Source organism: Paenibacillus sp. FSL K6-3182 (genome assembly GCF_037976325.1).
GTDB lineage: Bacteria > Bacillota > Bacilli > Paenibacillales > Paenibacillaceae > Pristimantibacillus.
Genome location: NZ_CP150265.1, coordinates 3,269,438 through 3,294,451 on the forward strand (window position 1 = coordinate 3,269,438; position 25,014 = coordinate 3,294,451).

At 43.8% G+C, this 25,014-nt stretch carries 31 protein-coding genes; 23 read left to right on the forward strand and 8 right to left on the reverse strand.

Features of this window, described 5'->3' with window-relative positions; all coding sequences use genetic code 11:
- Window positions 1-478: 478 nt before the first annotated feature.
- On the forward strand, window positions 479-751 hold the full coding sequence (locus MHH56_RS14110; RefSeq protein WP_339208870.1) for a hypothetical protein: 273 nt from the start codon (window positions 479-481) through the stop codon (window positions 749-751).
- A 516-nt stretch (window positions 752-1,267) separates the two neighbouring features.
- Here MHH56_RS14110 and MHH56_RS14115 read toward each other — a convergent pair.
- Window positions 1,268-1,522 (reverse strand): hypothetical protein, encoded by a 255-nt coding sequence (locus tag MHH56_RS14115; RefSeq protein ID WP_339208871.1) that lies wholly within the window; start codon window positions 1,520-1,522, stop codon window positions 1,268-1,270.
- Window positions 1,523-1,983: 461 nt separating this feature from the next.
- Here MHH56_RS14115 and MHH56_RS14120 point away from each other — a divergent pair, with 461 nt between their 5' ends.
- Window positions 1,984-3,753, forward strand: coding sequence for an ABC transporter substrate-binding protein (locus tag MHH56_RS14120; protein ID WP_339208873.1), 1,770 nt, complete (start codon window positions 1,984-1,986; stop codon window positions 3,751-3,753).
- A gap of 628 nt (window positions 3,754-4,381) precedes the next feature.
- Here MHH56_RS14120 and MHH56_RS14125 read toward each other — a convergent pair.
- The 4 genes from MHH56_RS14125 to MHH56_RS14140 all read right to left on the reverse strand — a co-directional run bounded on the left by MHH56_RS14125 (window position 4,382) and on the right by MHH56_RS14140 (window position 6,889).
- A complete protein-coding gene (locus tag MHH56_RS14125; RefSeq protein WP_339208874.1) occupies window positions 4,382-4,738 on the reverse strand; it encodes a hypothetical protein in 357 nt (118 codons plus the stop codon).
- A 392-nt stretch (window positions 4,739-5,130) separates the two neighbouring features.
- Window positions 5,131-5,703: an IS3 family transposase gene (locus MHH56_RS14130; RefSeq protein ID WP_339208875.1), complete on the reverse strand. Its 573-nt coding sequence runs from the start codon at window positions 5,701-5,703 to the stop codon at window positions 5,131-5,133.
- Window positions 5,675-6,016, reverse strand: coding sequence for an IS3 family transposase (locus MHH56_RS14135; RefSeq protein WP_339208876.1), 342 nt, complete (start codon window positions 6,014-6,016; stop codon window positions 5,675-5,677). Before MHH56_RS14135 ends, MHH56_RS14130 begins: the two co-directional genes overlap by 29 nt.
- 363 nt (window positions 6,017-6,379) lie before the next feature.
- Window positions 6,380-6,889, reverse strand: a complete 510-nt coding sequence (locus tag MHH56_RS14140; protein WP_339208877.1) for a MepB family protein — start codon at window positions 6,887-6,889, stop codon at window positions 6,380-6,382.
- 214 nt (window positions 6,890-7,103) lie between these two features.
- Here MHH56_RS14140 and MHH56_RS14145 point away from each other — a divergent pair, with 214 nt between their 5' ends.
- The 5 genes from MHH56_RS14145 (at window position 7,104) to MHH56_RS14165 (ending at window position 9,279) form a co-directional block, all read left to right on the forward strand.
- Window positions 7,104-7,232 (forward strand): hypothetical protein, encoded by a 129-nt coding sequence (locus tag MHH56_RS14145; protein ID WP_339208879.1) that lies wholly within the window; start codon window positions 7,104-7,106, stop codon window positions 7,230-7,232.
- Window positions 7,229-7,486 (forward strand): hypothetical protein, encoded by a 258-nt coding sequence (locus MHH56_RS14150; protein WP_339208880.1) that lies wholly within the window; start codon window positions 7,229-7,231, stop codon window positions 7,484-7,486. The genes MHH56_RS14145 and MHH56_RS14150 overlap by 4 nt, the downstream gene beginning before the upstream one ends.
- Entirely contained in the window at window positions 7,483-7,785 is a 303-nt protein-coding gene (locus MHH56_RS14155) for a hypothetical protein (RefSeq protein WP_339208881.1), read from the forward strand. Before MHH56_RS14150 ends, MHH56_RS14155 begins: the two co-directional genes overlap by 4 nt.
- A 210-nt stretch (window positions 7,786-7,995) precedes the next feature.
- Window positions 7,996-8,742: a phage tail protein gene (locus MHH56_RS14160; RefSeq protein ID WP_339208883.1), complete on the forward strand. Its 747-nt coding sequence runs from the start codon at window positions 7,996-7,998 to the stop codon at window positions 8,740-8,742.
- A 171-nt stretch (window positions 8,743-8,913) separates the two neighbouring features.
- The gene (locus MHH56_RS14165) at window positions 8,914-9,279 is read left to right on the forward strand and encodes a hypothetical protein (protein ID WP_339208884.1); all 366 of its coding nucleotides are present in this window, start codon (window positions 8,914-8,916) and stop codon (window positions 9,277-9,279) included.
- A 98-nt stretch (window positions 9,280-9,377) separates the two neighbouring features.
- Here MHH56_RS14165 and MHH56_RS14170 read toward each other — a convergent pair whose 3' ends face one another.
- Window positions 9,378-9,719: a hypothetical protein gene (locus MHH56_RS14170; RefSeq protein WP_339208885.1), complete on the reverse strand. Its 342-nt coding sequence runs from the start codon at window positions 9,717-9,719 to the stop codon at window positions 9,378-9,380.
- 340 nt (window positions 9,720-10,059) lie between these two features.
- On the opposite strand from MHH56_RS14170, the gene MHH56_RS14175 reads away from it, so the two are divergent.
- The 5 genes from MHH56_RS14175 (at window position 10,060) to coaD (ending at window position 12,900) form a co-directional block, all read left to right on the forward strand.
- Complete coding sequence (locus MHH56_RS14175; RefSeq protein WP_339208887.1) at window positions 10,060-10,296, forward strand: helix-turn-helix transcriptional regulator; 237 nt, start codon at window positions 10,060-10,062, stop codon at window positions 10,294-10,296.
- A gap of 221 nt (window positions 10,297-10,517) precedes the next feature.
- On the forward strand, window positions 10,518-10,763 hold the full coding sequence (locus MHH56_RS14180) for a hypothetical protein (protein ID WP_339208888.1): 246 nt from the start codon (window positions 10,518-10,520) through the stop codon (window positions 10,761-10,763).
- A 56-nt stretch (window positions 10,764-10,819) separates the two neighbouring features.
- On the forward strand, window positions 10,820-11,125 hold the full coding sequence (locus MHH56_RS14185) for a YolD-like family protein (protein ID WP_339209595.1): 306 nt from the start codon (window positions 10,820-10,822) through the stop codon (window positions 11,123-11,125).
- A gap of 688 nt (window positions 11,126-11,813) precedes the next feature.
- On the forward strand, window positions 11,814-12,410 hold the full coding sequence (gene rsmD / locus MHH56_RS14190) for a 16S rRNA (guanine(966)-N(2))-methyltransferase RsmD (protein ID WP_339208889.1): 597 nt from the start codon (window positions 11,814-11,816) through the stop codon (window positions 12,408-12,410).
- Complete coding sequence (coaD, locus tag MHH56_RS14195) at window positions 12,397-12,900, forward strand: pantetheine-phosphate adenylyltransferase (RefSeq protein WP_339208890.1); 504 nt, start codon at window positions 12,397-12,399, stop codon at window positions 12,898-12,900. The genes rsmD and coaD overlap by 14 nt, the downstream gene beginning before the upstream one ends.
- 39 nt (window positions 12,901-12,939) lie before the next feature.
- On the opposite strand, the gene MHH56_RS14200 is transcribed toward coaD, so the two are convergent.
- On the reverse strand, window positions 12,940-14,211 hold the full coding sequence (locus MHH56_RS14200; protein WP_339208891.1) for a nucleoside recognition domain-containing protein: 1,272 nt from the start codon (window positions 14,209-14,211) through the stop codon (window positions 12,940-12,942).
- Between the two features lie 208 nt (window positions 14,212-14,419).
- On the opposite strand from MHH56_RS14200, the gene MHH56_RS14205 reads away from it, so the two are divergent.
- Window positions 14,420-15,475: a S16 family serine protease gene (locus MHH56_RS14205; protein WP_339208892.1), complete on the forward strand. Its 1,056-nt coding sequence runs from the start codon at window positions 14,420-14,422 to the stop codon at window positions 15,473-15,475.
- 20 nt (window positions 15,476-15,495) lie between these two features.
- Here the strand turns inward: MHH56_RS14205 and MHH56_RS14210 are convergent, their stop codons facing one another.
- On the reverse strand, window positions 15,496-16,746 hold the full coding sequence (locus MHH56_RS14210; RefSeq protein ID WP_339208893.1) for a nucleotidyltransferase: 1,251 nt from the start codon (window positions 16,744-16,746) through the stop codon (window positions 15,496-15,498).
- Window positions 16,747-16,907: 161 nt separating this feature from the next.
- On the opposite strand from MHH56_RS14210, the gene MHH56_RS14215 reads away from it, so the two are divergent.
- The 10 genes from MHH56_RS14215 (at window position 16,908) to rnc (ending at window position 24,872) form a co-directional block, all read left to right on the forward strand.
- Window positions 16,908-17,429, forward strand: a complete 522-nt coding sequence (locus MHH56_RS14215; protein WP_054029020.1) for a DUF177 domain-containing protein — start codon at window positions 16,908-16,910, stop codon at window positions 17,427-17,429.
- Window positions 17,430-17,467: 38 nt separating this feature from the next.
- A complete protein-coding gene (gene rpmF / locus MHH56_RS14220; protein WP_006036546.1) occupies window positions 17,468-17,641 on the forward strand; it encodes a 50S ribosomal protein L32 in 174 nt (57 codons plus the stop codon).
- Window positions 17,642-17,918: 277 nt separating this feature from the next.
- The gene (fapR, locus tag MHH56_RS14225) at window positions 17,919-18,515 is read left to right on the forward strand and encodes a transcription factor FapR (protein ID WP_054029019.1); all 597 of its coding nucleotides are present in this window, start codon (window positions 17,919-17,921) and stop codon (window positions 18,513-18,515) included.
- Complete coding sequence (gene plsX / locus MHH56_RS14230) at window positions 18,499-19,488, forward strand: phosphate acyltransferase PlsX (RefSeq protein WP_339208894.1); 990 nt, start codon at window positions 18,499-18,501, stop codon at window positions 19,486-19,488. Before fapR ends, plsX begins: the two co-directional genes overlap by 17 nt.
- Before the next feature lie 9 nt (window positions 19,489-19,497).
- Window positions 19,498-20,484, forward strand: coding sequence for a beta-ketoacyl-ACP synthase III (locus tag MHH56_RS14235; RefSeq protein ID WP_339208895.1), 987 nt, complete (start codon window positions 19,498-19,500; stop codon window positions 20,482-20,484).
- 134 nt (window positions 20,485-20,618) lie between these two features.
- On the forward strand, window positions 20,619-21,554 hold the full coding sequence (fabD, locus tag MHH56_RS14240; protein WP_339208896.1) for an ACP S-malonyltransferase: 936 nt from the start codon (window positions 20,619-20,621) through the stop codon (window positions 21,552-21,554).
- An 18-nt stretch (window positions 21,555-21,572) separates the two neighbouring features.
- Window positions 21,573-22,322, forward strand: a complete 750-nt coding sequence (gene fabG, locus MHH56_RS14245) for a 3-oxoacyl-[acyl-carrier-protein] reductase (protein ID WP_339208897.1) — start codon at window positions 21,573-21,575, stop codon at window positions 22,320-22,322.
- 91 nt (window positions 22,323-22,413) lie between these two features.
- On the forward strand, window positions 22,414-22,647 hold the full coding sequence (locus MHH56_RS14250) for an acyl carrier protein (protein ID WP_053375686.1): 234 nt from the start codon (window positions 22,414-22,416) through the stop codon (window positions 22,645-22,647).
- Window positions 22,648-22,936: 289 nt separating this feature from the next.
- A complete protein-coding gene (gene fabF, locus MHH56_RS14255) occupies window positions 22,937-24,178 on the forward strand; it encodes a beta-ketoacyl-ACP synthase II (protein WP_054029014.1) in 1,242 nt (413 codons plus the stop codon).
- On the forward strand, window positions 24,168-24,872 hold the full coding sequence (gene rnc / locus MHH56_RS14260) for a ribonuclease III (protein WP_076268334.1): 705 nt from the start codon (window positions 24,168-24,170) through the stop codon (window positions 24,870-24,872). The genes fabF and rnc overlap by 11 nt, the downstream gene beginning before the upstream one ends.
- Window positions 24,873-25,014 lie beyond the last annotated feature (142 nt).

Sequence of the window (25,014 nt, forward strand, 5' to 3'; positions counted from 1 at the left end):
GGCTGTTCCAAACGTAGATAGATCTACTTCTGAGCAAGCCCCTCTTTATTTTGGTTGAGTAATGAAGATTTTTTGCTAACGATTACTACATTATCGGGTATTGAAGAACTAACTTTAATCATCACCATAAGTATAGTTCACTATTTTTTCTTACTTTTCTTATTGAAACTCCACATGTGATTGAGCCATTATGCAATTAAAAGGAGTGCAGTTATTGCTAGGTAGTTGTTTGTTTAATATCATTTTGGTAATTACAGTTCCAATTAAGAGAAACACCAGTAACGCTGAATATGATCAAGAGACCTGAGTCCATGAGTGATCACATCCTTAGATTAATTTTATAAATCGATGTACTGCTCCTTATTAAAGACAGGTAATACCTAAACCGAAATCATTTTCAGCATAAAAAATGTAAATATGAGCACTATAATTATTGGGCAATAAAGGACTATAACAATAATTATTGGAGGTTCATTCAATGAGCGTGAAAAAGGATGCTGCTGATTTTCTAGAAAATCAACAATTGGAGCAAGCACAGCAAGAGGTTCAGGTGGCGCATCAATTGATGCAAGTAGAGAGTCAAGAATTACTAGAAGCGGAACAGCTCCTGCAAACGGAGATTCAACATGTTTTGCAGGCTCAACAACAAGTGAAACAAGAACAACAAGACATTCAAGCAGCACAACAATTACTACAACAAGCACAAGCTGCTGCTATGGCTTCTCAAAACAATCCACTTCAAGACTCCTAAGAGCTAAAGTGTTGAAACGCAATGGCAATGAAATAAGTGAAGATGAAAAGCCTTCGGATAAATCTGTAGGCTCTTTCATGTGTTCGTGATCAAGATTCGTGTGATTCGTGTGGTAGGGGACATATGTAGGATTAATTAATTATGAAACTGGTTCATATTGAAAATCAAGATTCTGAGTCGTCTTGTTTTGCTAATTTAATAAAACTTAAAACAATAACTATTAACTGTAAAGTTAATAGAAAAAATTCGATTATATAATTTCTATTTCTATTTCTACTCATCGCAATGCCTTCTCTCGACAAATTCTTTGATAATTCCACTAAATTTTAACATACAAAACAAAGTAAGAATACACAATTTGAGCAAAAAATAGGCTGATATTATTGGATTGATGTAGAATCAGAAATTGAAACTTCAACTAAAGTGTTACATCGTTAGAACCAGAATGAGGGGAAACTAAAAAAAGGGCCCCGATTAAGAGCCAATTCATAAACCAAATCATGAATAAAAATCATGCTATCCGCGTTGTAACAGTAAATAGCCGGATACAGCTGTTGTTCTCTTGCTAACAACTACAATAAAGCCGTTCTTCTTCAAGCATTTTATTGCAGGGATAAGGAGCGAGCCTGAAGTTAGTTTGCTTTCACAAGGTTTAGCACTGCCGATGACACGGGAAGCAGTAATTTTGCGAGCAGAACCGGGGATTAGCGGGTTTCTTGTCCAGGATACTAATACTAAATCAGGTTCTAAAGGAATACCTACAGAAGACATATCTATCACCTCGCTTTCACTAGACTCTGTATCAAATGCTGGAGGATGATAGATTGTGACTTAAATGATGCCTTTTTTTGAGATACATTGAAATGATAGATTGATAAGTAGTATAAAATTAAAAGTAAATCAGAAAAAAGAGCCGTCAGGATGTTTTCCTGCGAATTTGCGAATCACTCACTGTAAACTGGTATTAAAAACGTCAAATTCTTAAGTAAATTAAGTTTAGCTGGTTATCGTAAACTTTTAAAACGATTACATAATATATTTCGTTCAAGGGAGATAGTACTATATCATTAATTAAATATTGCATTTTATTTGTTCGACATAGCAAAACGTAAAATTTGGAATTTGGTTAGGGTACCTCGCTTGTTAATTTCATTATACAGGTGAAAGAAAGGTGTAAAGAGTGTAGAATATGCTCAATAGATTTCCTCTTTTAAGTGAGGTGAGGAATTACGATGTTAACAATTGAACGTTATTTGACGCTATACGGGCGGTTTGCGAGTGAGCTTGGAGCTGGGGCAGCGGCAGAGGCATCACTTGAGAAAATAGCTGAGGCGCTGTATTGTACGGAACGAAATGCCAAGCTTGTCCTCCGCAAACTGTCAGAGGAAGGCTTCATTGAGTGGAAGGCAGGAAGAGGCAGGGGCAATCGATCACAGATTACCTTCCGGAAAGACCGGGAGAAGCTGCTTCTGGATCTGTCACGACAGTATGCCGAAGACGGTGATTATAATAAGGCTTTTCATCTTCTCCAGAACTTTGGGGAAGGAACGGCGGCAAATGAGAAATTTATGGAGTGGATGAGAGGCAGCTTTGGCTTCCACAAACAGCAGGGGAAACTGGCCGATGTGCTGCGCCTTCCTATTACAAGGACGATCATGACCCTGGATCCGGCAGAATGTATCTTTTCATTTGATGCGCATATCATTCAGCAGATTTGTGACAGACTTGTCGTGCTGGAGGAGAATACGGGCCGGATATTGCCCTGTATCGCCCATGAGTGGGAATGCAATGAGGATGCTACTGCATGGACTTTTCATCTGAGGAAAAGCGTATTATTCCATGACGGAACTGAACTTACCGCAGCTGATGTTGTCTTTACGATAGAACGTCTGAGAAGCGGAAAAATTAATAGCTGGATTATGCGGTCGCTGGACAGAGTCGAAGCCATATCAGAACGGATTGTACGCATTCAATTGCATAAACCCAACTGGTTATTTCTCAAATATGCCTGCTCCGTTGTAATGTCAATATTGCCCTCAGGCCTGCTGGGGCAAAGCGAAGAGATGTTCTGGAAGCGTCCCATTGGCACAGGCCCTTTCCAGATTGAAGAGTGGAACAGTGCAAGGCTGCTGCTTGAAGCAAATGTACAATATTTTCAATCACGTCCTCTTTTGGACCAGGTCGAAATCGTACATGTACCGCAGCATGAAGCTCTTAAGGCCAATGTGGCAAGTTGGAAGCAACTTATCTGTAATCCGAAGCAGCTGGCTGTGATGGAAGAGAACGGCTGGATCAAGCTTGAATCCAAGAACGTCTGTACGAGTATGCTGAGCTTTAACATGCAGAGAGCAGGACTTCAGCAGTCGGAGATGTTCCGCTCTATTTTAGATCAGCTGCTTGACCGGAATCGAATGATTCGCGAACTTGGAGGCTACCGGTATATGCTGGCCAAAGGTTTTTTCCCTAAATCAGAACCTTTTGAAGGAATAAGGGAAACAGGTTGTGATGAGGAGCTGCGCAAGCAGATTGTCCGATACGGATTCAATCAATCGCCGATTACGTTATGTTCGCATACGAGTAATGAGGCTGATGCCCGATGGATTCAGAAGCAGTGTACCGACTATGGCATTAAGATGCAGGTTCGTGTTGAGTCACCGGAGAATGTGCTGGATGAGGTTGATTTGACGCTGTATTCGCTCGTATTTCCTGAGGATGAGGTTAGTTTGATCGAGAGCTGTGAACAGGAAGACAGCTTCTTGAAGAGACTGATGACGCCGGAGCTTTCGGTTTGGACACTTGATCGATTTGATGAGGCGCTTGCTTGCAGGAATTCGCCAGACCGAATGGCTATTTACACAGAAATTGAAGAGAGAATTCGGGAGGAGTACCAGGTCTTATTCTTGCTTCATAGTAAATTTTATACCGACTACCATCCTTCTTTAAAAGGAGTCCGGATCAATTCGCTCGGCTGGATTGATTTCAAACACATTTGGCGTGCCTAACAATTGGTTCCTCTTTTTACATCTTTAAAATAAAGAATGAGATTTAGAAAATCCCCCTCAAAAGCCATTTAGAGGAGGGTTTTTTTCATTGCTTACATCTGATTAACTAAAAGACTCAGCAACCTTTATAAAAGTTTCTTGCTTATATTCTACTGATTTTTCTTGAATGCTTTTAAAAAAATTATGAAATGTTAAAAGTTCATTGAACAATACGAGTACTGCTTAAGGAGATCACGCGAATTATTCGCAGTTAGAGCCATTATGGTGAACCTTACCCAAAATAAGAAAAAAAGCATTTCTTGGATATTTCATTATTTTAAAAATCCTTGTATCTTTTTTTTAATTGGGTTGTCTTATATTGAGAGGCGTATCGATATGACAAGCGGGATGGGGCTGAAGGATATGCAAATAGGTAACTGAACGGAATTGATAATACACGGTTGGGCGAGACCCTAATTTGTAGTCAATGAAAAGCCATAGGCAGAGAGCTAAAATCCATAGGATTTCTACAACTGGTTGCCATTCTTGTCTCACAAACAGGGAGAAGTCTCCATAATAGTAGGGAGGCTTTTTTCCTGTTTTTGCATGTGAGTTGGATTTTCAATATCGTTATAAATGATGGCGTTTATTACATTTGTGCAAAGTCTTCTGGCTGCATAGCATCCCATTCATCGCTTCGATATGCTTTACCATTATATCTTACATAATACAGCATATTCAGGTTTTTAATTTCTTGTTTTAATACTTTCTTATCAAATGGTCCGTTTCCGAAAATTTCATTTAAATCTTCGTTTAGTAAATTTAAAATTTCGTCCGGCATCATGGCGTTGCTGTTATCGATAAGCTCTACCCCTGAGTACTCCAGGTTCATTTTAATTTTAAATCCTGAACTGACAATCCCTTTTATTAATAATGTGGAGTTACTTTTTGGTTTTTGTTTAATTTCATCAAAAAACACAGAACAATTAATACCTTCTGGAATCAAGGGAACACCTCATATCTATTTTTACTCCTTAACAGGAGTCTATTAGTATTGTACACCTAATTTATTTATTTCTCTCTCTTATTTAAGATTCTTCTTTATTATTTAAATCAAAGCATTGCTAGGCATGGTTTTATCATTAATATTGTCTAGATACCATTTAACTGGAAGAGAAGAGATTGGCAAAAGGATAGAGATGACCAAGAAGGGGTGAGTTTAAAATGGAAGCGGCTAGTTGAATCTAAGCAGAAAGAGTCAGAACTGATATTAACTGTTTGGAATTGGGATTAAGGGGTGGCTAAAAAAATGGATGCACCAAAAAGTTGTAAAAAAAGATCGCCGCGAAAAAAGTTGCTTTGGTCAAGACTCTTATTTGTAGACATTGCAAAAAACACCTAGACAGAAAGCTGACGTCTGTAAGCAACAGGCATCAGTTTTTTTAGTTTTCTCTGCGGTCGCTCGTTATTATAGAAATGCAAATATTCTTCAATTCTCCTTTGTGCCTCTTCTAAACTTCGGATATGATAAGGATAGAGTGCTTCCGCTTTTAAATGCGAAAAGAAGCTCTCCATAGAGGCATTGTCATAACAATTGCCTCGGCGGGACATACTGATTCGGGCGCCAACCTTCAGCAGCATGTCTTGGTAATCGTAGGACGCGAACTGGAATCCTTGATCGCTGTGAACGATCAATCCAGTCACGTCTTTTTCCTTTTTAAACGCTTTCTCAAAGGTTTGTAGGACGAGTTGGTTATCATTACGAAGGCTCATATGAGAAGCTACGAGTTCTCCGTTATACAAATCCTTAATGGCAGATAAATATATCCATGTATCGACCACGCGGTATTGAGTGACATCCGTTACCCACTTTTGTTTAGGCTTATCCGCTTTAAACTCCCGCTGAAGCAGGTTTGCCGCAACGCGTGCACCTACTGTGGTTTTATAGCTCTGACGTCGCTTCTGACGCAATCTTAGAGCGAATCCCCATCTCTTGCATAAGCCTAAGAACTTTCTTGTGATTCACACGTTTTTCATAGTCTTGAAGCAAATGCATTTGAATCTGCCGATATCCATATACGCCATTGTACTTCGTATACACTCGTTTAATTAATGCCTTGAGATCTTCATCGCGATCTATAACTTTGCGCTTCAAGTAGGCGTAGTATCCGCTTCTGGAGACGCCAAACCATTTGCAGAGTTCAGTAAGAGGGTAGGATTCTGCTGCTGCTTCAATGACACGATATTTCGTTTTTGTACCTCCTGCATCCAGATTTCCAAACACTTTTTTAGCATCTGATTGTCTCGTTTAAGCTTTTGAACGTATCTATCCTGATCTATGTATTCCTCACGACGTCCTCGCTGATCCGCTATCTTTTGATACGACCATCCCTCTTCAACATGTAAGCGGATTGCCTCCACTTTCGTTGTATCTTCATAATGCTTAACTTTTGCCCTTTAACCGCCACAAAAATACACCCCCTAGAATTTCATCGGAATAACCTAGGGGTTTTTCCAATGTCTATTCTAAGGGGTGCACTTCATAATGAAACGGATTCTTTTCTTGTTAACAGGCGTGAAGTTTTTATAATAAAGTTTGATCATTTTCTGGCTATGATCTTCAACAATCGCGCCCGATTGCGGAGGATTAAAGAGAATAAAGTTCTATTACTTTTTCTAAGGGAAATTGATTCGGAATACACATATCAACAAAATAGGGTAACTGCCATTTTTGAGTTTTCATCGCTTGTTTACTACTCGGACTGTCCCAGCTAGGATAAACTCTTATTGCCATTTTGCCCTTTGTTGAAGTAGACCTAAGAATGTTCTGTTTTAAAAGAATTTCTTTTGGAAAAATAAATTGCCCAAACTCATTTTCATTTTTAAAGGTAGTTATAACTAATAAATCAGGGGCTTCCTCATATAAGTAAGGTTGATTTTGATTATTTTCGTCCTTTTCCCAAAATGCAACAAACTGCCCTACTTTGGTAGGGGTTATATTCGAAACTCTGAATCGAACTGTTTTAGAAGATAATTGAAATGTACCAGCACCATACTTAGAATTTTGCTTTTCTTCTTGAACTGACTTTACAGTTAAGTGATTCGACTCATAAATCTTTTTATTTACATAAGTTAATGCTGTAAAAAAATTATTCATTTCTTCACTCCTAAAATTCACACAAGATGGCCCGATTGCTGAATTGTCATAATCCATCTTGTCGACGTAATTGTATCAAACTTTATTATAAATTATCGAACCTATTTAAAAAGATCAATCTTTATTATTAATTATCAAACGTACTCGTTGAGCTGATGATGCAAATTGCTGAGCTACAAGCTGAGGTTTCAGCTTTGAAAGGAGGGAATGCCTAATGCTGACGTTCTATAAGTTTAGGGTAGACAACGGTATGCTTCAGCTGTCTGAAGTGCCTAACCCCTATCAAAACCAAATGAGGTTACAAGGTTATACGGACACTGTTGAGGCAGGCGAGGATGAATGACCGATAACATTATTGTAATTTATGACAAGCTAGAAACGGATTTCTCTCATTTCGGACTTGCTGTCATTCGAAACACCATTGATCCAGGGCCGCGCATCTTCCAGCGAATCAATGCTGATTACACCTTGAATTTTCTGTACCATACACCGATGAAGCCGTTCCGTATCTTGAGGAGGAAAATATCGTTAAGGTATCCGGCCAGCTCTTTATTATCCGAACGAATAATAAGAGCAGAGACGCTTCTGGACAATTGATTGCTAAGGTTTTTGCTGAGCATGTTTGTACGGAGCTCATAACCGATTATATGCCGCTGCTTCAATATACAGGTGCTACAGCTTACGCTATCGTAGACGGCATATTAGCTAATACTCGATTTAAAGGCAATGCAGCAGCCGTTACGTCCTTACATGACTTTACAGTAGAGCGTAAGAGTGCAACATGGGGACTAAATCATTTTATAGCATTGTCTGATGCAGAAATGAAACGGGACAATTTTAATCTAACATATCGGTGCGGACAATGGCGTATGGATCAGCTACCGAAAAAACCTTAAGAGCATATCCCGCACTAAAGAGAGCCAAGGTGTCATTACTCGGCTTTTTGTGTACGGAAAAGATGGAATTTCTTTACCGCAGCCTATTGATAGTCCTCATATTGGCTTGTACCCGCGTCCCAAATGTGGCTGGTGACATTTGATGATATTGAGGATTTACAAGTGCTGAAGACCAAGGGCTAGGCTTATCTAACTACCGTTGACACGTATTTGCTTTCATATGTTGCGGATGTTACTGAGCTTAAAGGCGTTAAGGGATACGGAGAAAGTGAAGCTTTCGAGATTGGCGATACAGTACACATTGATGAAGAGGATTTAAAAATAGAAGTGACGGCTCGCATTGTCGAATACGAGGAGTATCCTCTATCTCCCGAACGTTCACGGGTGGTACTAGCTAATTTCCTTCCAAGCCCCACAGATACATTGACTAAAATGCAAGATACAGCAAGGGTTGTTGAGAGTGTGACAACAGGCGGTGGGCGCATTAGCACGGGCTGGATTGAAGGAAAGATAAACACTCTTAAAAATCAGCTTGTTGCGTCAGGTGCGTATGCGAGTGCTGAGTTGCTACTGAATGAAGGCTTTTTACTTGAAAACACGGATATGAACAGTCCAGATTATGGCGCATTGTATCTTGGCCCTGGTATCTTTGCCATCGCATCTGAAAAGGTTGGCGGCAATTGGAACTGGCGAACATTTGGCAAGGGATCGGGCTTCACGGCTGATGTTATTAATGCAGGCATACTAAATGCAAATCTTATTCGAATTAATTCGGAAACTACTTTTGATCCTGGCTATGATCCGAGCACAAAACAAACACCATCAGCTGCTCAACAAAAAGCGAATGCAGCGAAGCAAGCAGCCTTTGAAGCGGCAGCGCTTGACGCTCAGAATAAAGCTACCGCGGCACGACAAGCAGCAGAGGCGGTTGCAGCAGCTAAAGCGCTGCTAGCGTAAGAGGAACCAATTGCTCATGCTGATGGAATCGTAACGGCTGAAGAACAGGCTCGCATCACTCAAGCTGCTAATAACCTAGTCGCCGCTAAGACAGATACGACAAAAAAAGCAAATGATGCTGAGCAAGCAGCAAAGGAAGCTAGCATTCTAAAAGGAGTCAAGTACAAGTCAGTGTACACGGATGCCAACGGCTTCCATGTGGATGGGCCGGACGGTGAAGTATTGCGCATGGGGGAATTTGCTCCAGGGCAGTTCGGTACCATTGCTTATCACACAGACGGTTCTACTACTGCACTAACACCAGCAGGATTAATAAGAAAAACAGCTTCAGGAGATATGCCTTATAACTATTTAGTGGCTGCTGGAAATAACTCTACAGGAGCAAGCGGCAAATATTTCGTGAACGCTACAGGAACGGACAATGGTGAAGGTATACCAAATATAACTATAACTTTGCCTTCAGATTTCAAGGGCAAGGATTTTAAAGAGCGTTTGGCACTAGTGAGAGATAGTTTTTTTGTGCAAGAAACTAAATAAACGCCAGGGACGAATCTTCGAGTTTCAACAAATGAAGCTAGATCCTCGAATTTGGTTTTATCAGTTCCTTCTATGTTGACTGCTTGAGTTTTGAGCGTTTATACGGCATAAGAAAGCCGTTCATCTGATAATGATTGTGAAGCGTATAATTCTAAATATGCGCTTGCTTCATTTAGGGCGATTTGTTTATAGCTTGCTTGCCATTGCTCGTTGGTCGTTTCTGCTTGGTTGGCAGTAGGTTGGTGGACATTTGAGGGAATGACTACCGTTTCATTTTTTTGTGCTTCAACAGCTGGATCAGAGTTTACAGCAATCAAAACAATAGATAAGATCAAACACCATACCAAACCAATAGCCTTGGAAAAACCATTCATTTTCTTCCAACGGATTGAAATCATTAGGAACGGAGCAATAATCCAACCAAGTATTTTTAGTAACAATATAATCTCTCCTTATTTTTTGTGTTTAATAACATTGAAAAGAGCAACAAGGCTTAGAGCTAAAGCAGCGACAATTACGATCCATGTAATTACATTCATCGCGATTCCCTCCGTTTATTTTAATCTTGCTATATGTTAAGATTGGGCGGAGAGGCCGTGGTAGCGACCTCTCCGAGGAACCTTACTTGCGTTTGCGGCGCTTGCGTGGGGTTCCTTTTTTGTTTTTCTTACGACTGACTTATCATGATTGCCGTGTAGCACTGTATGATAGCCGTAAGAAGTAAAACCCAATCCTTCATTTCCTTTTCACCCTTTCAGAAAGCGCTTTTGAAGCGAGACAATGGGGCGTCAGAGGCTCAAGGTTTCGGATATTGTAAAGATGACAGGGCTGGCAAGGAATACAGTGAGCGAACTATATCATGGAACCTCGAAGCGAGTTGACCTTGAAACGCTTGATAAATTATGTATTGCTTTAGAGTGCGACCTGAACGACATAATAACATTTGAAAAAGAAGACTCTGGCAAGAAATGCTGGAGTTTTATTTTTGCCTTGAAACAGAACACTTGTTTGCGTTAAAATAAGACCAAACATTCGTATCGAGGTGAAAGGCATGATCGAAAACTATATCGGCCGGACAGTACAAATTTTCTATAATGACCGAAAACGGAATATATCAATTCGAATAATTCAAGTGTTATCCGTCCGGAAAGGAAAGGTCAATGCCTTTTGCCTGAGTGCGAACGAGCCACGTGTATTTAATGTAGAAGGAATAATTGATGTGGAGTTGATTAAACAGCATGCTTGATGATGCAGCACGCAAGGTTTTAACAGTTATGTGGAACGTGTACCGCAACGATCCTTCTATAATAGATGTAAATTATTTAAGTCAAAAGGCTCAGCGGACAGAGGAACAGGTGAAAGATGCAATTAACGAACTAGTCAAAGATGGATTTGTTTTATGGGATAGAAAGGCTAATACGTTCAAAGTACTATATAACCGCGAAGCAGCTAAGCCGGTAATGTCCCGTGGATGGATTAAATGAACAAGGTGAGTCGATTAAATCCAGAGAGTAATAAAATGTGGTCAAGCAGCCGTATGATGTTGCCTGAGCATGTCATAACGATAAATAAGCAGAGTAAAGAATTGGAGGATTTGGACATGGCAAAAGGACCCAAAAGACCAACTAGAGATGAATTTGAGATGGAGGAATTAGGTGAGCGCCTCGTCGAAGCTCAACAAGAAGAATTGCAGATAAAGCTAATCGTTTGGAACTGGGATCAACCTGTTATTGGAAAAATAACAAAGATGGACTCGCGAACAAAGTCGGTTCATGTAGAAAATCATGGTGATATGATTAAGGTTCCGTTTATGGATATAATGAGGGTACAGTCAGCAGACAGTTAATTATATAGAAGAAGTTGAAAAGTCCTTATAATTAATAAGGGCTTTTTCTTATCTTTATGTACATTAAACAAGTGTGTAAAAAAAATCAAAACCTATCGTATTCTTACGATCTGCAAAACAAAAGAAAACCCGCTAAATCCTTGTTAATCAAGGCTTTAGCGGGTTTATGTAAATCATTAAAATGATCTAGGTAGTTCTTAATGGCGTCTCGGAAGAGATTCGAAAACGTATAGTAAGTAAGGTTATAAAAAATGGAGTATTACAGACTGAAAGCGACTTATTTTGTTAGATAGTAGTGAAGTGTATCTCAACAATAATTTTGGTGGACAATTGGTGGACAGGAATATAGATTGCATTCAATTTAACTCAAATAAACCTTGATATAACAAGGCTTTACACAAAAAATCGGGCGCCCCTTTCGGAGCGCCCTTTTCATGGGAGAGGAGAAACCGGACGAAGAGCTTATGGGGAAACGTAAGTCTTCTCCGCGGTTGTCTACGACATCTTGCGACGCCGATAAATTTATTTTGTCCTTATTACTGGTAAATATACTTGTTCAAAATGAAAAAAATATCGTCGAACAGATATAGGTCAGCTACGTCCTCAATTTTCGAGATGCAACTGCTTTATTATGAACGGGATTCTATGGTACGATAGGCGGGAATGAGATAGAAGGGGGCAATTGCAAGTGAGAGTCATTGCGGGCGAGGCCAAGGGCCGCACGCTTAAGGCTGTGCCTGGTATGAATACGAGACCGACAACGGATAAGGTTAAGGAAGCTATTTTTAGCATGATTGGACCTTACTTTGACGGAGGAATAGCACTGGATCTGTTCGCAGGTACAGGTGGATTGGGTATCGAGGCTTGGAGCAGAGGCATAGAACGTACTGTTTTTGTTGATCGGGAAAGAATAAGCATTGATACGATTCGTCAAAATGTTGAAACGGCGAAGATGGGAAGCGCTGCTGAAATTTATAAAAATGATGCGGAGCGCGCATTGAAAGCGCTAGCGAAGCGGGAGCAAAAGTTCCGGCTTGTTTTTCTTGACCCGCCATACAAAATGATTACGATGGATAGTCTTATGACACAGCTTGCCCAAAATAAGATGCTTGAGCCGGATGCGATTATCGTAGTCGAGCACGATGCAGCTCACCGTTACCCGGAGAAGCTGGAATATTTTGACCAACTGAAGCATGCGAAATACGGGGATATTGCCGTTTCTATATATCAATATTACAGCGATGACAGTCATCAAGACGGGAGTGAATCCGATGTTAACGAATAAACAAGAGCGCGTTGCTGTATATCCAGGCACGTTTGACCCTGTAACTTATGGCCATTTGGATATTATTCGAAGGTCTGCCAAACAATTTGATCGGTTAATCGTTGCCGTATTGAACAATTCGAGTAAAAATCCTTTGTTCAGTGTGGAGGAGCGCAAAGCGCTGCTTACAGAAGTGACGCGCGATATTCCAAATGTGGAAATTGACAGCTTCCGGGATTTGCTCGTTCGATTTATGAAAACACGGCAAGCAAACGTCATTATTAGAGGCATTCGTTCGGTAACTGATTTTGAATACGAGCTGCAGCTCGCTTCAACTAATCATTTGCTAGATGATGAAATAGATACGATGTTTATGATGACGAATCCGAAGTATTCCTACTTAAGCTCGAGCATCGTAAAAGAAATTGCACAATTTCATGGCGCAGTGTATGAGCTGGTACCGCCAATTGTGGAGAAGCAGCTAAGAGAGAAATATAACTCGAAAATATAAATAAATGTTTGAAAAAGCCATTGTTTATCTTATTTTGGATTATATCGACTTACCTGTTCTCCGGAATGGCAGAAGAATGAGGGATACAAGCAGTCCCAAAAGAGTGAGTAGGATGCAGGCTGATAGGGAGAACTGCCATAAAAATGGTAAATCATTTGCATTTATGATTTCAGCGATAGTGTGTTTCATCGAGTAAGGATCAGATGGCGCCAACGTTGGCGTTGCTCCAGGTTCGAGTATTGGACGAAGTAATGAAGTGAGCGGCTTCCACAGAATGATCATAAATACACAAGCATGGAGAGCATGAACGATTCTCCATAATGCGAATGGGAGCAGCTTAAGGTCCGTACCAGTAATGGAATATCCAGCTTGTAAAATGCCGCTTAGACCGCTCCATGCAAGCACAGTTGCGATAGCGGCAGCATTCCCGAGCATGCCGGCTCCGGGAGCATCCCAGATCGCAGCCGCATAAGCACCCATATGACCTTCAAAAAAAGCTTGGCTAATAAAGTTTAGCCCAGCCTTATCCAGCCATGGAGAGAGCAGCGGCTCTGATAATTTTGCAAGCACAGCAGCAAAAATCATAAATCCGCCGATCATCATAAGCTTCTGAACGCTTGCTGCAACAGAGTCGCCAAGCGTTTTGCCGAAGCTGCGGCCATCCTGCTCTCTTCCGAGGCGAAATGCCTCTGCCGCTCGATGAAGGATGGTGCTGCGATGCTCCTCGTCATTGGCTGTCACTGATTGTTTTTGCCCTAGTTGCCGACCTGGCTGTTCCTGATCTGACCGCTCCTGACCTGACTGCTCTTTACGCCTGAACAGCGTCATTATAAACATGACCCATAGCGCGGATATCCATACGGCTGCAGCAATAATGACACCTACAATGGGCTTGTGCAGAAAGCCTGCGCCTATAACGACAAGCATAAATAATGGGTTTGGCATATGAGCTAGGGCTAGCAGCCGCTGGCCCTGTTGTTTTGTCACGACGTTTCTTTTGCGTAAGGAAGCTGTCGCTTCTGCTCCCGCGGGATAACCACCCATCCAACCAAGAACTATCGTAAGCGCGGCTTCACCTGGCAGTCTAAACAGTCGGCTCATCAGCGGCTGGAGCAGAGAGCCTAGCGCATGCGTGAGCCCAAAGGCAGCAATAAGCTCAAACAATACGAGAAACGGCAATAAACCGGGGAATACAATATTCCACCAGACGGTGAGTCCTTGAAGCGAGGCTTGAAACGCAGCATCTGGCTGAATGATGATGGCAACAACGAGCAATATGGACAGGAACGCTAACATAACTGTTTTAGCCAATGCTACTCCACTCCTTTAATCTGCTGCAAAAATAGAAATGATGCGACACGCCGGAATGCAGGGCTAGGGCATCATGAGATGGACAATCATATACGTTAAATAGTACGCGTATAAAGTCATGGATAGACCATTTGGAGCAGCTTGTCTGCCTCAGAATAGTTAATGCTATATTTGACTGGCAAATTGGAAGTTTGAACGGGGTGTGCGATTGCAAAAACAACGATCAGATTTTCGCAGAATAGCAACGATCGCTGTATCGACAGCGGCTTTGATGTGGGTATTGTTATATGCTCCAACGCCCTATGTTGTTTATGAGCCGGGGATTGCTGTACCTGTTAAACCGATGGTAACGATTGAAAAGGGAGATGCTTTAGGAAAAGGCGACTTTTTGCTGACAGCAGTGAAAATGACGGAGCCTAATTTCTTGCGGACTATTCAATCGATGTGGAATTCGAATATGGATGTGCATCTCAAACGAGATGTGCTGCAAGGATACACAAAAGAAGAGTATGCACAAAGGCTAAGCATCATCATGCAGGGCTCGCAAAACAATGCGATTGAAGCTGCTTATCATTACGCAGGTTTACCCTATGCAAGCAAGCTGAACAGCGTTGTTATTACGGAAGTAAATCCTATCGATCACCCTTTGAAAAGTTCATTCAAAGCAGGAGATAAGCTTTTAGGCATTCATGGCGAAAAACCGCCGAGCAGCTTGGCAGATTTGTTTGAGACGCTGAGAGGGTATGATAAGCAGCAAAACGTTTTATTTGATGTGGAGCGCAAAGGGCAGCAACTACAGGTCTCTTACTCATCGGATACATTAAAAACTGTCTCGACTAACGAGCAGCTCTTGAGTGTTCTGGGCATCGTAAACTTGACGGAACAACGCGGCTTGGACCCATCGGATCACAATAACCGTATCAGTATAAAAGTAGGCGATATTGGGGGGCCATCGGCCGGTCTTGTTTTTGCTTTGCAATCCCTGGACCTGCTAACGAACGATGATTTGTCGGGAGGTCATCGCATTGCGGCGACAGGCACGATTACTCCACTCGGAGAGGTCGGAGCTATCGGCGGAATAAAGCAAAAAGTTGTCATTGCAAGCGAGGAAGGCGCGGAGCTGTTTCTTGTTCCTTCTGATAACTATAAGGATGCCGAGGCGAAAGCAAAAGCGCTTAACGCCTCGATGAAGGTGGTCAGCGTAAGTACGCTGAAGGAAGCTGTGGAGCAAGTAAAAGTTTATCTCGCTGGGAAAGAAAGGTAACTTTCATTTATTTATTTCGATTAGGAATCGATGGTTACAGGTCTTTCCGTAAAATCACGGAATAACGATTGAGGGGCATGAATGCCCGGTACGCCTAGTGAATAGACACTGCTCGCTTGTGTATCAAGCTCCAAATAACGGAAGGGCTTTGGTGCTCTTGCAGCGCTTTGCAGCACAGGTAATTTGGCACAATTTCGCATGCGTCGCAATAAAAGCTTGCCTTTTTCCGTAAAACCAAGCACTCTTATATATTCAACACCCGAAGCAAGCTTATCCGGTGTGAAATCAGATTTCTGATGTCCAAGCAGAATAGCAAGAAGTGAACGCTGCAGCTTCGTTCTCGTATAGCGCTTCGTTTTTAAAGCTTCTAGCAGGTCATCGAACTGGCGCGAGGGCAGCTTGGGAAGGGCATTCAAAATGCGATGCTCCAATCCTTCTGTCATCTCATGCAGGTTCGAAAGTTCATATGACGAGCGAGTTACAATCGCGTGAAGCAGCGCATTCGTAAAGGGCTCCCAGCTAATCGGGCAACGTCCGCTAGCCCATTCCTGCTGCAAGATTCGCGTTGTGGATTCCGGTACATAAGCGCGCGCTTCCTCAAGAGATCGTTTCTCGAGCAGCAGCTTGCGGATTGCGGTCGCGCTTGCGATTTGGCTGTCGGTTGCGGTTTCTTGATTGTACTGCGCTTTCTCACGAGTGATAGTGTACGGCTCCATTTTGCCGCCTAGCCGTTTCAGCGCAAGCAAATAATGGAGCGCTAATGTATGATTAGGAAGCGCAAATGGAAAATTAGCGGCAGAGGAATAGCCCTGATCCGATAAGTAGGTGGTAATGGCGCTGCTGTACGCGTTCGGATAACTAATTCCCGTTTGAAGCAGCTGCTTCAATAAGGCTTTAAAGGCTGGCGGCTCGTTTGTAATGAGCTCTGCTGCCTGTAGCAGCGGCTCAAGCTCACCGTTTTCCGTTCCGAAGCAGAAGCTGTCAACGACGCCTGTCGCCTCTAATAAGGACACAGCGCCATAGGCGAACCACTCTGCGGCTTGTGTTGCGTAAGCAACCGGCAATTCAATGACAAGATCGCAGCCGCCTTCAAGCGCCATACGTGTTCTAGCCCATTTATCCAGCAGGGCGGGCTCGCCGCGTTGCAGGAAATGGCCGCTCATGACGGCAACGACGGCGTCAGATTGCGTTATTTTGCGCGATTGTTGCAAATGATACAAATGTCCGTTGTGAAATGGATTATACTCGACAATGAGCCCGACGGTGCGCATTCGCTTGATCCTCTCTCTGTTAAATGTTGGTTGTTTCACTATAGCATAGAGAGGGAGCACAATCACGGTCTGCATCAAGTGTTATTGAAAAACCGTGTGAAAATGTTGACAAAACAGTAGTCTGATAGATATAATAATCTTTGTTTGTTTGGGGTGATCTGATGCAGTTTCATATTCAAGAAACAATGTCCAAAGGGTTGAAAACTACAATCGACGAACAGCTCGATGTTAGTGACCTTTTTAAAGGACGCCAAGATGTTTATCGTACGGGACCTCTCCATGTATCGCTTCAGGTAACTGGGCACGAAGAGTTTATCGAAGTGGATGGCAAGCTTGCCATCGATCTCGAGCTTGCCTGCTCACGCTGCCTTGAACCGGTAAAGGATCATACGGTTATTCGATTCTCTGAAGTATTTAAGCGGGCTACGTCTGACGAAGACCGTGATGAGGATATGGAAGAGGAAGAGAGTGATTTCATTGAAGTAAATGCGGACAGACTGGACTTGAAGCCTTATGTGGAAGAAGCACTTCAACTGTTCATGCCTTTTGCACCGCTTTGCAGCAATGATTGTAAAGGTCTCTGTCAGACTTGCGGACAGAACTTAAATGAGCACAAATGCAGCTGCTCCACGGAGAAGGTTGATATCCGTTTTGCAGCGCTAAAGGATCTATTTAAGGAATAAGAGTAGTGCTGATTGAATTTTTGAAGGAGGTGTTAAATATGGCAGTACCTCAGCGTAGAACATCCAAGACTCGCCGTGATAAACGTCGTACGCATTTCAAACTTGCAGTACCGGGCATGGTGAAGTGTGAGCAATGCGGCGAGCTGAAATTGGCTCACCACGTATGCAAAGTTTGTGGATATTACAAAACAAAAGAGATCATTTCCCAATAAGAAATGATGTCTGGGATAGCACTTCATCCAAGTGATGAAGTGCTATTTTTTTGCTCATATCGATTCGTATGACGCTAGGGAATGGATGAAAAAGCAGTTATATTTTTATGCAACATTGCGCTCGAGCGTATTTTTTTATATACTTAATTAGTACCAGGTGATAATATCAAGCAACATACATATACTAATCGTACTGATGCCTCACAAGGCCGCGGAACAGATATAAGATTGTCTATCATTCACTATTTGGTAAAAGGTGGTGCCGAACATCGAACGAATGCCCAAACGGCAGCGGCATCAGCAGCTTGCCCGACACATTGATGAAAATCCTTTTATAACGGATCGGGAACTGACTAGGTTGCTCAAAGTAAGCATCCAGACGATACGCCTTGACCGGATGGAGCTTGGTATTCCAGAGCTTAGAGAACGTCTGAAGCTGATGGCAGAACGTTCATACGACTCCGTTCGATCGCTCGCATTGCACGAGGTGATTGGTGATATTGTCGATTTGGAATTGGACAAGAGCGGCATCTCGGTATTCGAGATTCGTGAAGAACATGTATTCTCCAGAACGGGCATTGCACGCGGTCATCACGTATTTGCACAAGCAAATTCACTTGCCGTTGCTATTATAGATGATGAAATTGCACTTACCGTAACAGCGGACATTAGATTCATTCGACCTGTTAAGCTTGGGGAGAAATGTATTGCCAAGGCTTATGTTCGTTCCATTTCGGGCGAGCGAAGCAAGGCGAAGGTAGAGCTGTTCACATATGTTGGAGACGAAATGGTGTTCCAGGGTAACTTTGTTATTTATCGGTCCGCGGGAGACACAGATGCTGAAGGAGGAGACGTACGTGCGGATCGCTATTGATGCTATGGGGGGAGACAACGCCCCTAGCTTAATTGTGCAAGGAGCGCTTGACGCGGCGGCGCAGTGGCCCGATACAGAGCTGCTGCTCGTTGGTGAAACGTCTGTTATTGAACCGCTCATGAAAGGGCAGAAGCCCGCTAATATAACCATTTGCCATGCTGATGAGGTCATTGGTCCAGATGATGAGCCTGTTAAAGCGGTACGCCGCAAAAAAGGAGCATCCATGGTCGTTGCTGGACAGCTCGTTCGTGAAAAGCAGGCAGATGCTATGCTGTCAGCAGGCAATACTGGCGCTTTGATGGCGACTGGACTTCTTGTCGTCGGTCGAATGGATGGAATCGAACGGCCCGCGCTCGCTCCTATGATGCCTACGATGGATGATGTCGGCATTCTTACGCTTGATTTGGGAGCGAATATGGATGCAAAGCCGGAGCATCTGCTGCAATATGCAATTATGGGAAGCATTTATCGTGCAAAGGTTCACGGACTGGAGAAGCCGAGAGTTGGGCTTCTGAACGTGGGAACTGAAGCGATGAAGGGCAATGAGATGGCTAAAGCGGCTTACGCTTTGCTTGAGCAAGCTCCAGTGAATTTTATCGGCAACGTTGAAGCAAGAGATGTTCTAAATCGAAATTGCGATGTCCTTGTTTGCGACGGCTTTGCCGGCAATATTATGCTGAAGGCAATGGAAGGCGCTGCGGGTACGATTTTTGATTCGCTTAAGGACGCTTTCGGTCAAACGCTGTTAACGAAGCTTGCTGCGGCTATCATGCTTCCTAAGCTGCGTGTGCTTAAGAAGAGAATGGACTATAAGGAGCATGGTGGTGCACCTTTGCTTGGACTGAATGGCCTTGTAGTAAAATGCCACGGCTCCTCGGATGCCCTTGCTGTGAAAAATGCCGTAAGACAGGCTCGCAGCGCCATTCAAGGACAATTGATTGAAACAATCGCATCAGAAATCAACGGGAAGTGAGTGTGCGAAATGGGTTTACATCCTGTCGGAATAATTGGTACTGGTAAATACGTGCCAGAACGTATTTTATCGAACAAAGAGCTAGAAGCAATGGTTGAAACAAATGATGAATGGATTGTTACTCGCACAGGCATTAAAGAACGCCGCCTAGCATCTGCAGAAGAAGCAACATCCGATCTTGCCCTGCATGCATCGCGTGAAGCGATTGCCGCTGCTGGCCTTACGCCAGAAGATATCGATCTTATTATTGTTGCTACAATTACGCCTGATATGTTTTTCCCTTCGACTGCCTGCTTGCTTCAAGATAAGCTGGGAGCAAAGCAAGCGGCTGCGTTCGATTTGTCGGCTGCTTGCTCCGGATTTATATATGGACTAGCGACAGGAACGAGTATGATCGCCAGCGGCATGTACAAGCATGTGCTTGTTGTAGGCGCTGAGACACTATCACGTATTACTGATTACACGGATCGCAACACATGCATTTTGTTTGGTGACGGTGCTGGCGCAGTTGTGCTTGGACCGGTTGAAGAAGGCCGCGGCTTCCAATCGTTTGTGCTTGGCGCAGACGGAAGCGGTGGAGACTTGCTGAAGGTTCATGGAGGCGGATCACGCGTTCCAGCATCGGAAGAAAGCATCCAGTCGAAGCAGCATTTCATTCATATGGCTGGCAATGATGTATTCAAGTTTGCGGTTAGAATTATGGGCAGCGTGGCTGAAGAGGCTTTGCAGAAAGCTGGCCTAAACAAAGAAGATATTGATCTTCTTATTCCTCATCAAGCGAATATTCGGATTATCCAGTCCGCTTTAAACAGACTAAGCTTGTCGGAAGATAAAGCGATGGTTAATTTGGACAAATACGGTAATATGTCATCGGCATCCATTCCAGTTGCACTGGCTGAAGCCGTTGAGCAGGGTCGTGTGAGTGAAGGAGACCGCCTTGTGCTTGTAGGTTTTGGCGGCGGCTTGACATGGGGAGCTTCGGTTCTGGTATGGTAGTATGAACGCAGCAGCTTTTTGAAAAAATAAGACGTTATAAGTTTTCCTCTTATGACGAGCTTACATATCACCGCGAAACGAGCTTTACTGCCTGATGCAGTTCGAGCCGTATACGTGTGTAAGGGGGAAACGTTATGAGTAAAATAGCATTTGTTTTTCCGGGGCAAGGCGCACAAGCTGTCGGAATGGGCAAGGACGCCTATGATGCGTTTGATCGTTCCCGTGCGATTTTTGAACAAGCGGATGAGGCACTGGGCTTCTCATTAAGCCAGATTATTTTTGAAGGACCAGAAGATACACTTAAACAAACAGCGAATACACAACCTGCACTGCTTACCGTTAGCGTTTCGCTATTGGAAGCGTTGGAAGGCCGGGGTCTGAAGCCGGATTTTGTTGCTGGGCACAGTCTTGGGGAGTATAGCGCGCTTGTCGCTGCAGGAGTCCTATCCTTTGAAGATGCTGTTCGTACTGTCCGTGCTCGCGGTCAATTTATGGAGCAAGCTGTTCCTAGCGGCCAAGGCGCAATGGCAGCAGTGCTCGGCGCTGAACGCGATACGCTCGCAGCGCTTTGTGCGGCAATTACAGCTGAAGGCTCGGCTGTTGAGCTTGCAAATGTGAATTGTCCAGGTCAAATTGTGGTGTCAGGTACTGCAGCAGGTGTTGATGCTGTTGTCCAGCGCGGCAAAGAAGAGGCTGGAGCTAAGCGGGTTATTCCTCTTGAAGTAAGCGGTCCATTCCATTCATCCCTAATGAAGCCTGCAGCTGTAAATCTTCAAGCGACATTAGCTGATATAGCGATGAAGGATGCTAATGTTCCTATTGTGGCGAATGTCACTGCCAATGCGGTAACATCGGCGGATGAGATACGTGGTCTGCTCGTAGAACAGGTGTGCTCACCTGTCCTTTGGGAAGATAGCGTACGTTATTTAGTCGAGCAAGGCGTTGATACATTTGTGGAAATCGGGTCGGGAACGGTGCTTGCCGGCCTGATCAAAAAAGTCGACAAAAATCTACGCATCATCTCGATTAACAGCATCAGTGCGCTTGAAGCGCTGCAGGTGAATGAATAATAGGATGGAGGGGATTCGATGTTTGCTAGCTTGGAAGGAAAAAAAGCACTCGTAACAGGTGCATCGCGGGGCATTGGCAGATCGATTGCTATTGCCCTCGCCGAGGCAGGCGCGGATGTTGCCATTAACTACTCAGGCAGCGAAGCGGCAGCAGCTGAAACGGCGCAAGCTGTAGAAGCACTCGGTAGACGCGCTATTGTTATAAAAGCTAATGTTGGCAAAGTAGATGAATTTGACGCGATGGTCAAGGAAGTCATCGAGCAATTCGGAGCGGTTGACATATTAGTGAATAATGCGGGCATTACAAGAGATAATTTAATCATGCGTATGAAGGAAGACGAGTTTGACCAAGTCATTGAAACCAACTTAAAAGGGGTTTTCAACGGCATTAAAGCGGTCACTCGCTCTATGATGAAACAACGCTCCGGCCGAATCATCAACATTTCTTCTGTTGTTGGTGTGCTCGGAAACCCTGGGCAGGCTAACTATGTTGCAGCCAAAGCTGGTGTCATTGGTCTTACTAAGGCTAGTGCCCGCGAGCTTGCGTCACGCGGCATTACAGTTAACTGTGTAGCCCCAGGATTTATTCAAACCGAAATGACGGACAAGCTGCCGGAAGAAATGCGCCAATCTTTATCTGGCCAAATTCCGCTTGCCCGTCTCGGTGATCCGAGCGACATCGCAAACGCAGTCCGTTTTCTTGCTTCGGATGCTTCAGCCTATATGACTGGACAGACGATTCATGTGGACGGCGGCATGTATATGTAACACCAGATAATTCAGCAATAATGAATTAAAACGGTTACGTATGGCATTTTATCTTTAATTCTCGTATAATACCATGGAGGAGGTGAACCGGATGTCCGAAGTAGTAGATCGCGTAAAACGTATCGTCATCGACCGACTAGGCGTAGACGAAGCGGAAGTTACACTTGAAGCTTCATTTAAAGATGACCTCGGCGCTGACTCTCTTGATGTCGTTGAATTGGTCATGGAGCTAGAAGACGAGTTTGATATGGAAATTTCTGATGAAGATGCTGAGACTATCACCACTGTGGGAGAAGTAGTTAAATACATACAATCTCATACGTAAGAAGGACAAGTCCCGTTTTTAATAAACGGGACTTCTCTCCATCTAGGCAGTTTCCTGAATTACACTTAAGCAAGCAAGGCAGCTTTTATATAAAAAAGCGTGAATGGCTTTATGTGCATCTCATTTATACCTCCTTATATTTCAAGCGTAAAGGTTTCGCCGTTTGGTACGGCTAGGCTTGTATTTACGGAGAAATATAAGCAGGGTATACGCAATATAGCAACATTGACCGATTAACAAAGGTGACGCAGCTTGCGCATCAAATTTGCTGGACATAGAGGTGAATCGAATGAAACAAAGAGTTGTTGTTACGGGTATGGGGGTTATTACCTCACTCGGTTCCGATTTGGAAGAGTTCTGGGGTAACTTGCTGGACGGAAAATCAGGTGTATCGGTTGTTGAAGCTTTCGATTTCTCTGAGTATCCGACGCGCATTGCCGCAGAAGTTAAAAATTTCAATCCCGAAGATTACGGTTTAGATAAAAAAGAAGCACGCAGAATGGATCGTTTCGTACAATTCGCTGCAGTAGCTAGTCAATTGGCAGTTAAAGATGCTGATTTGCAAATTGGTACAAATGCTGACCCTGAGCGTGTTGGCGTTATGGTCGGTTCCGGTATCGGCGGACTTGGCACTTGGGAAGACCAGCACAATATTTTGCTGGAGAAAGGCCCTAAGCGTGTCAGCCCTTTCTTTATTCCGATGATGATCGCGAACATGGCTTCTGGACAAGTATCCATGCTTACTGGTGCGAAAGGTCCAAATAGTACGGCAGTAACCGCTTGTGCTACGGGCACTCATTCCATCGGCGATTCTTTCAAATTGATTCAACGCGGCGACGCTGACGTGATGATTGCTGGCGGAGCAGAAGCGACGATCAGACCGACCGGCATGGCAGGCTTCTGCTCGATGCGTGCGATGTCCGTTCGCAATGAAGAGCCTGAAAAAGCAAGTCGTCCGTTCGACGTTGACCGTGATGGTTTCGTAATGGGCGAAGGCGCTGGTGTACTCGTGCTTGAATCACTTGAGCATGCGCAGGCACGCGGTGCAAAAATTTATGCTGAGGTTATTGGTTACGGTATGAGTGGTGACGCTCATCACATGACTGAGCCAGATCCAGATGGTGCAGCTCGCTGCATGGTGAAAGCATTCAAGGATGCTGGAATTGATCCTTCTGAGATCGACTACATCAATGCGCACGGCACTTCGACACCTGTCGGTGATCGCTCAGAGACAAAAGCGATCAAAAAAGCGCTCGGCGACCATGCTTATAAAGTAGCGGTCAGCTCAACAAAATCGATGACAGGTCATTTGCTAGGTGCTGCTGGCGGCGTTGAAGCCGTAATTCTCGGCTTGACTATCAAAAGCGGAATCATCGCTCCGACTATTAATTTAGACAATCAAGACCCGGAGTGTGATCTTGATTATGTACCTAATAAACCGCGTGAAGCGAATGTAAGGATAGCATTGTCCAACTCATTTGGCTTCGGCGGTCACAACGCATCGATCGTGATGAAAGTTTATGAAGCGTGATTCCTTCTATGAGCTGCAGCAGCGGCTGCAGCTCAGTTTTAAGCGGACAAAGCTGCTGAGGCAAGCTTTCACTCATACTTCTTATGTAAATGAACACAAGCGCGGGTCAGCTCAGGATAATGAGCGTTTGGAATTTTTGGGAGATGCGGTGCTTCAATTACTCGTTTCTGAGTATTTGTTCGCAACGTATCCGCAGCGGCCTGAGGGCGAGCTTACGAGAATGCGTGCATCCATCGTCTGTGAGCCATCTTTAGCCCAATTTGCTGAACGCTTGGAGCTCGGTTCGCATGTGCTTCTCGGACGCGGTGAAGAGCAGCTAGGCGGTCGGCAAAGGCAAGCATTGCTAGCTGATTTGTTCGAGTCGTTTGTCGGTGCCATTTTCCTTGACGCAGGAATTGAGGAAACGAGAGCTTTTCTTAATGAGCATATGTTTCCTTTTGTTGAGTCAAACGACTATGGTCTTCTTGTTAAAGACTCCAAGTCGAAGCTGCAGGAACGATCGCAGCATCATGGGCTTGGCGCGGTGGAATACCGAATCATTGAAGAACGTGGACCTGCGCATGACCGTGAATTTGTCGTTGAAGTATATCTCGGTGAAGAGCGTTTTGGCGTCGGCAGCGGGAGGACGAAGAAGGAAGCGGAGCAGCGTGCTGCAGCTGAAGCATGGCGCACGCTATCGCAGGAACAAGGCTAATCAGCATAGAGAGTTTCCGGAAGGTCTTCTGACCTGCCGGGCGCTCTCTTTTTTTATGAACGTTTATTATGTGGCCCTGATAAAAAGGAAGAGTGGTTTAACCAGCTGAAATAAGGTGATAAACGCAGCATTTGGTTGCTTT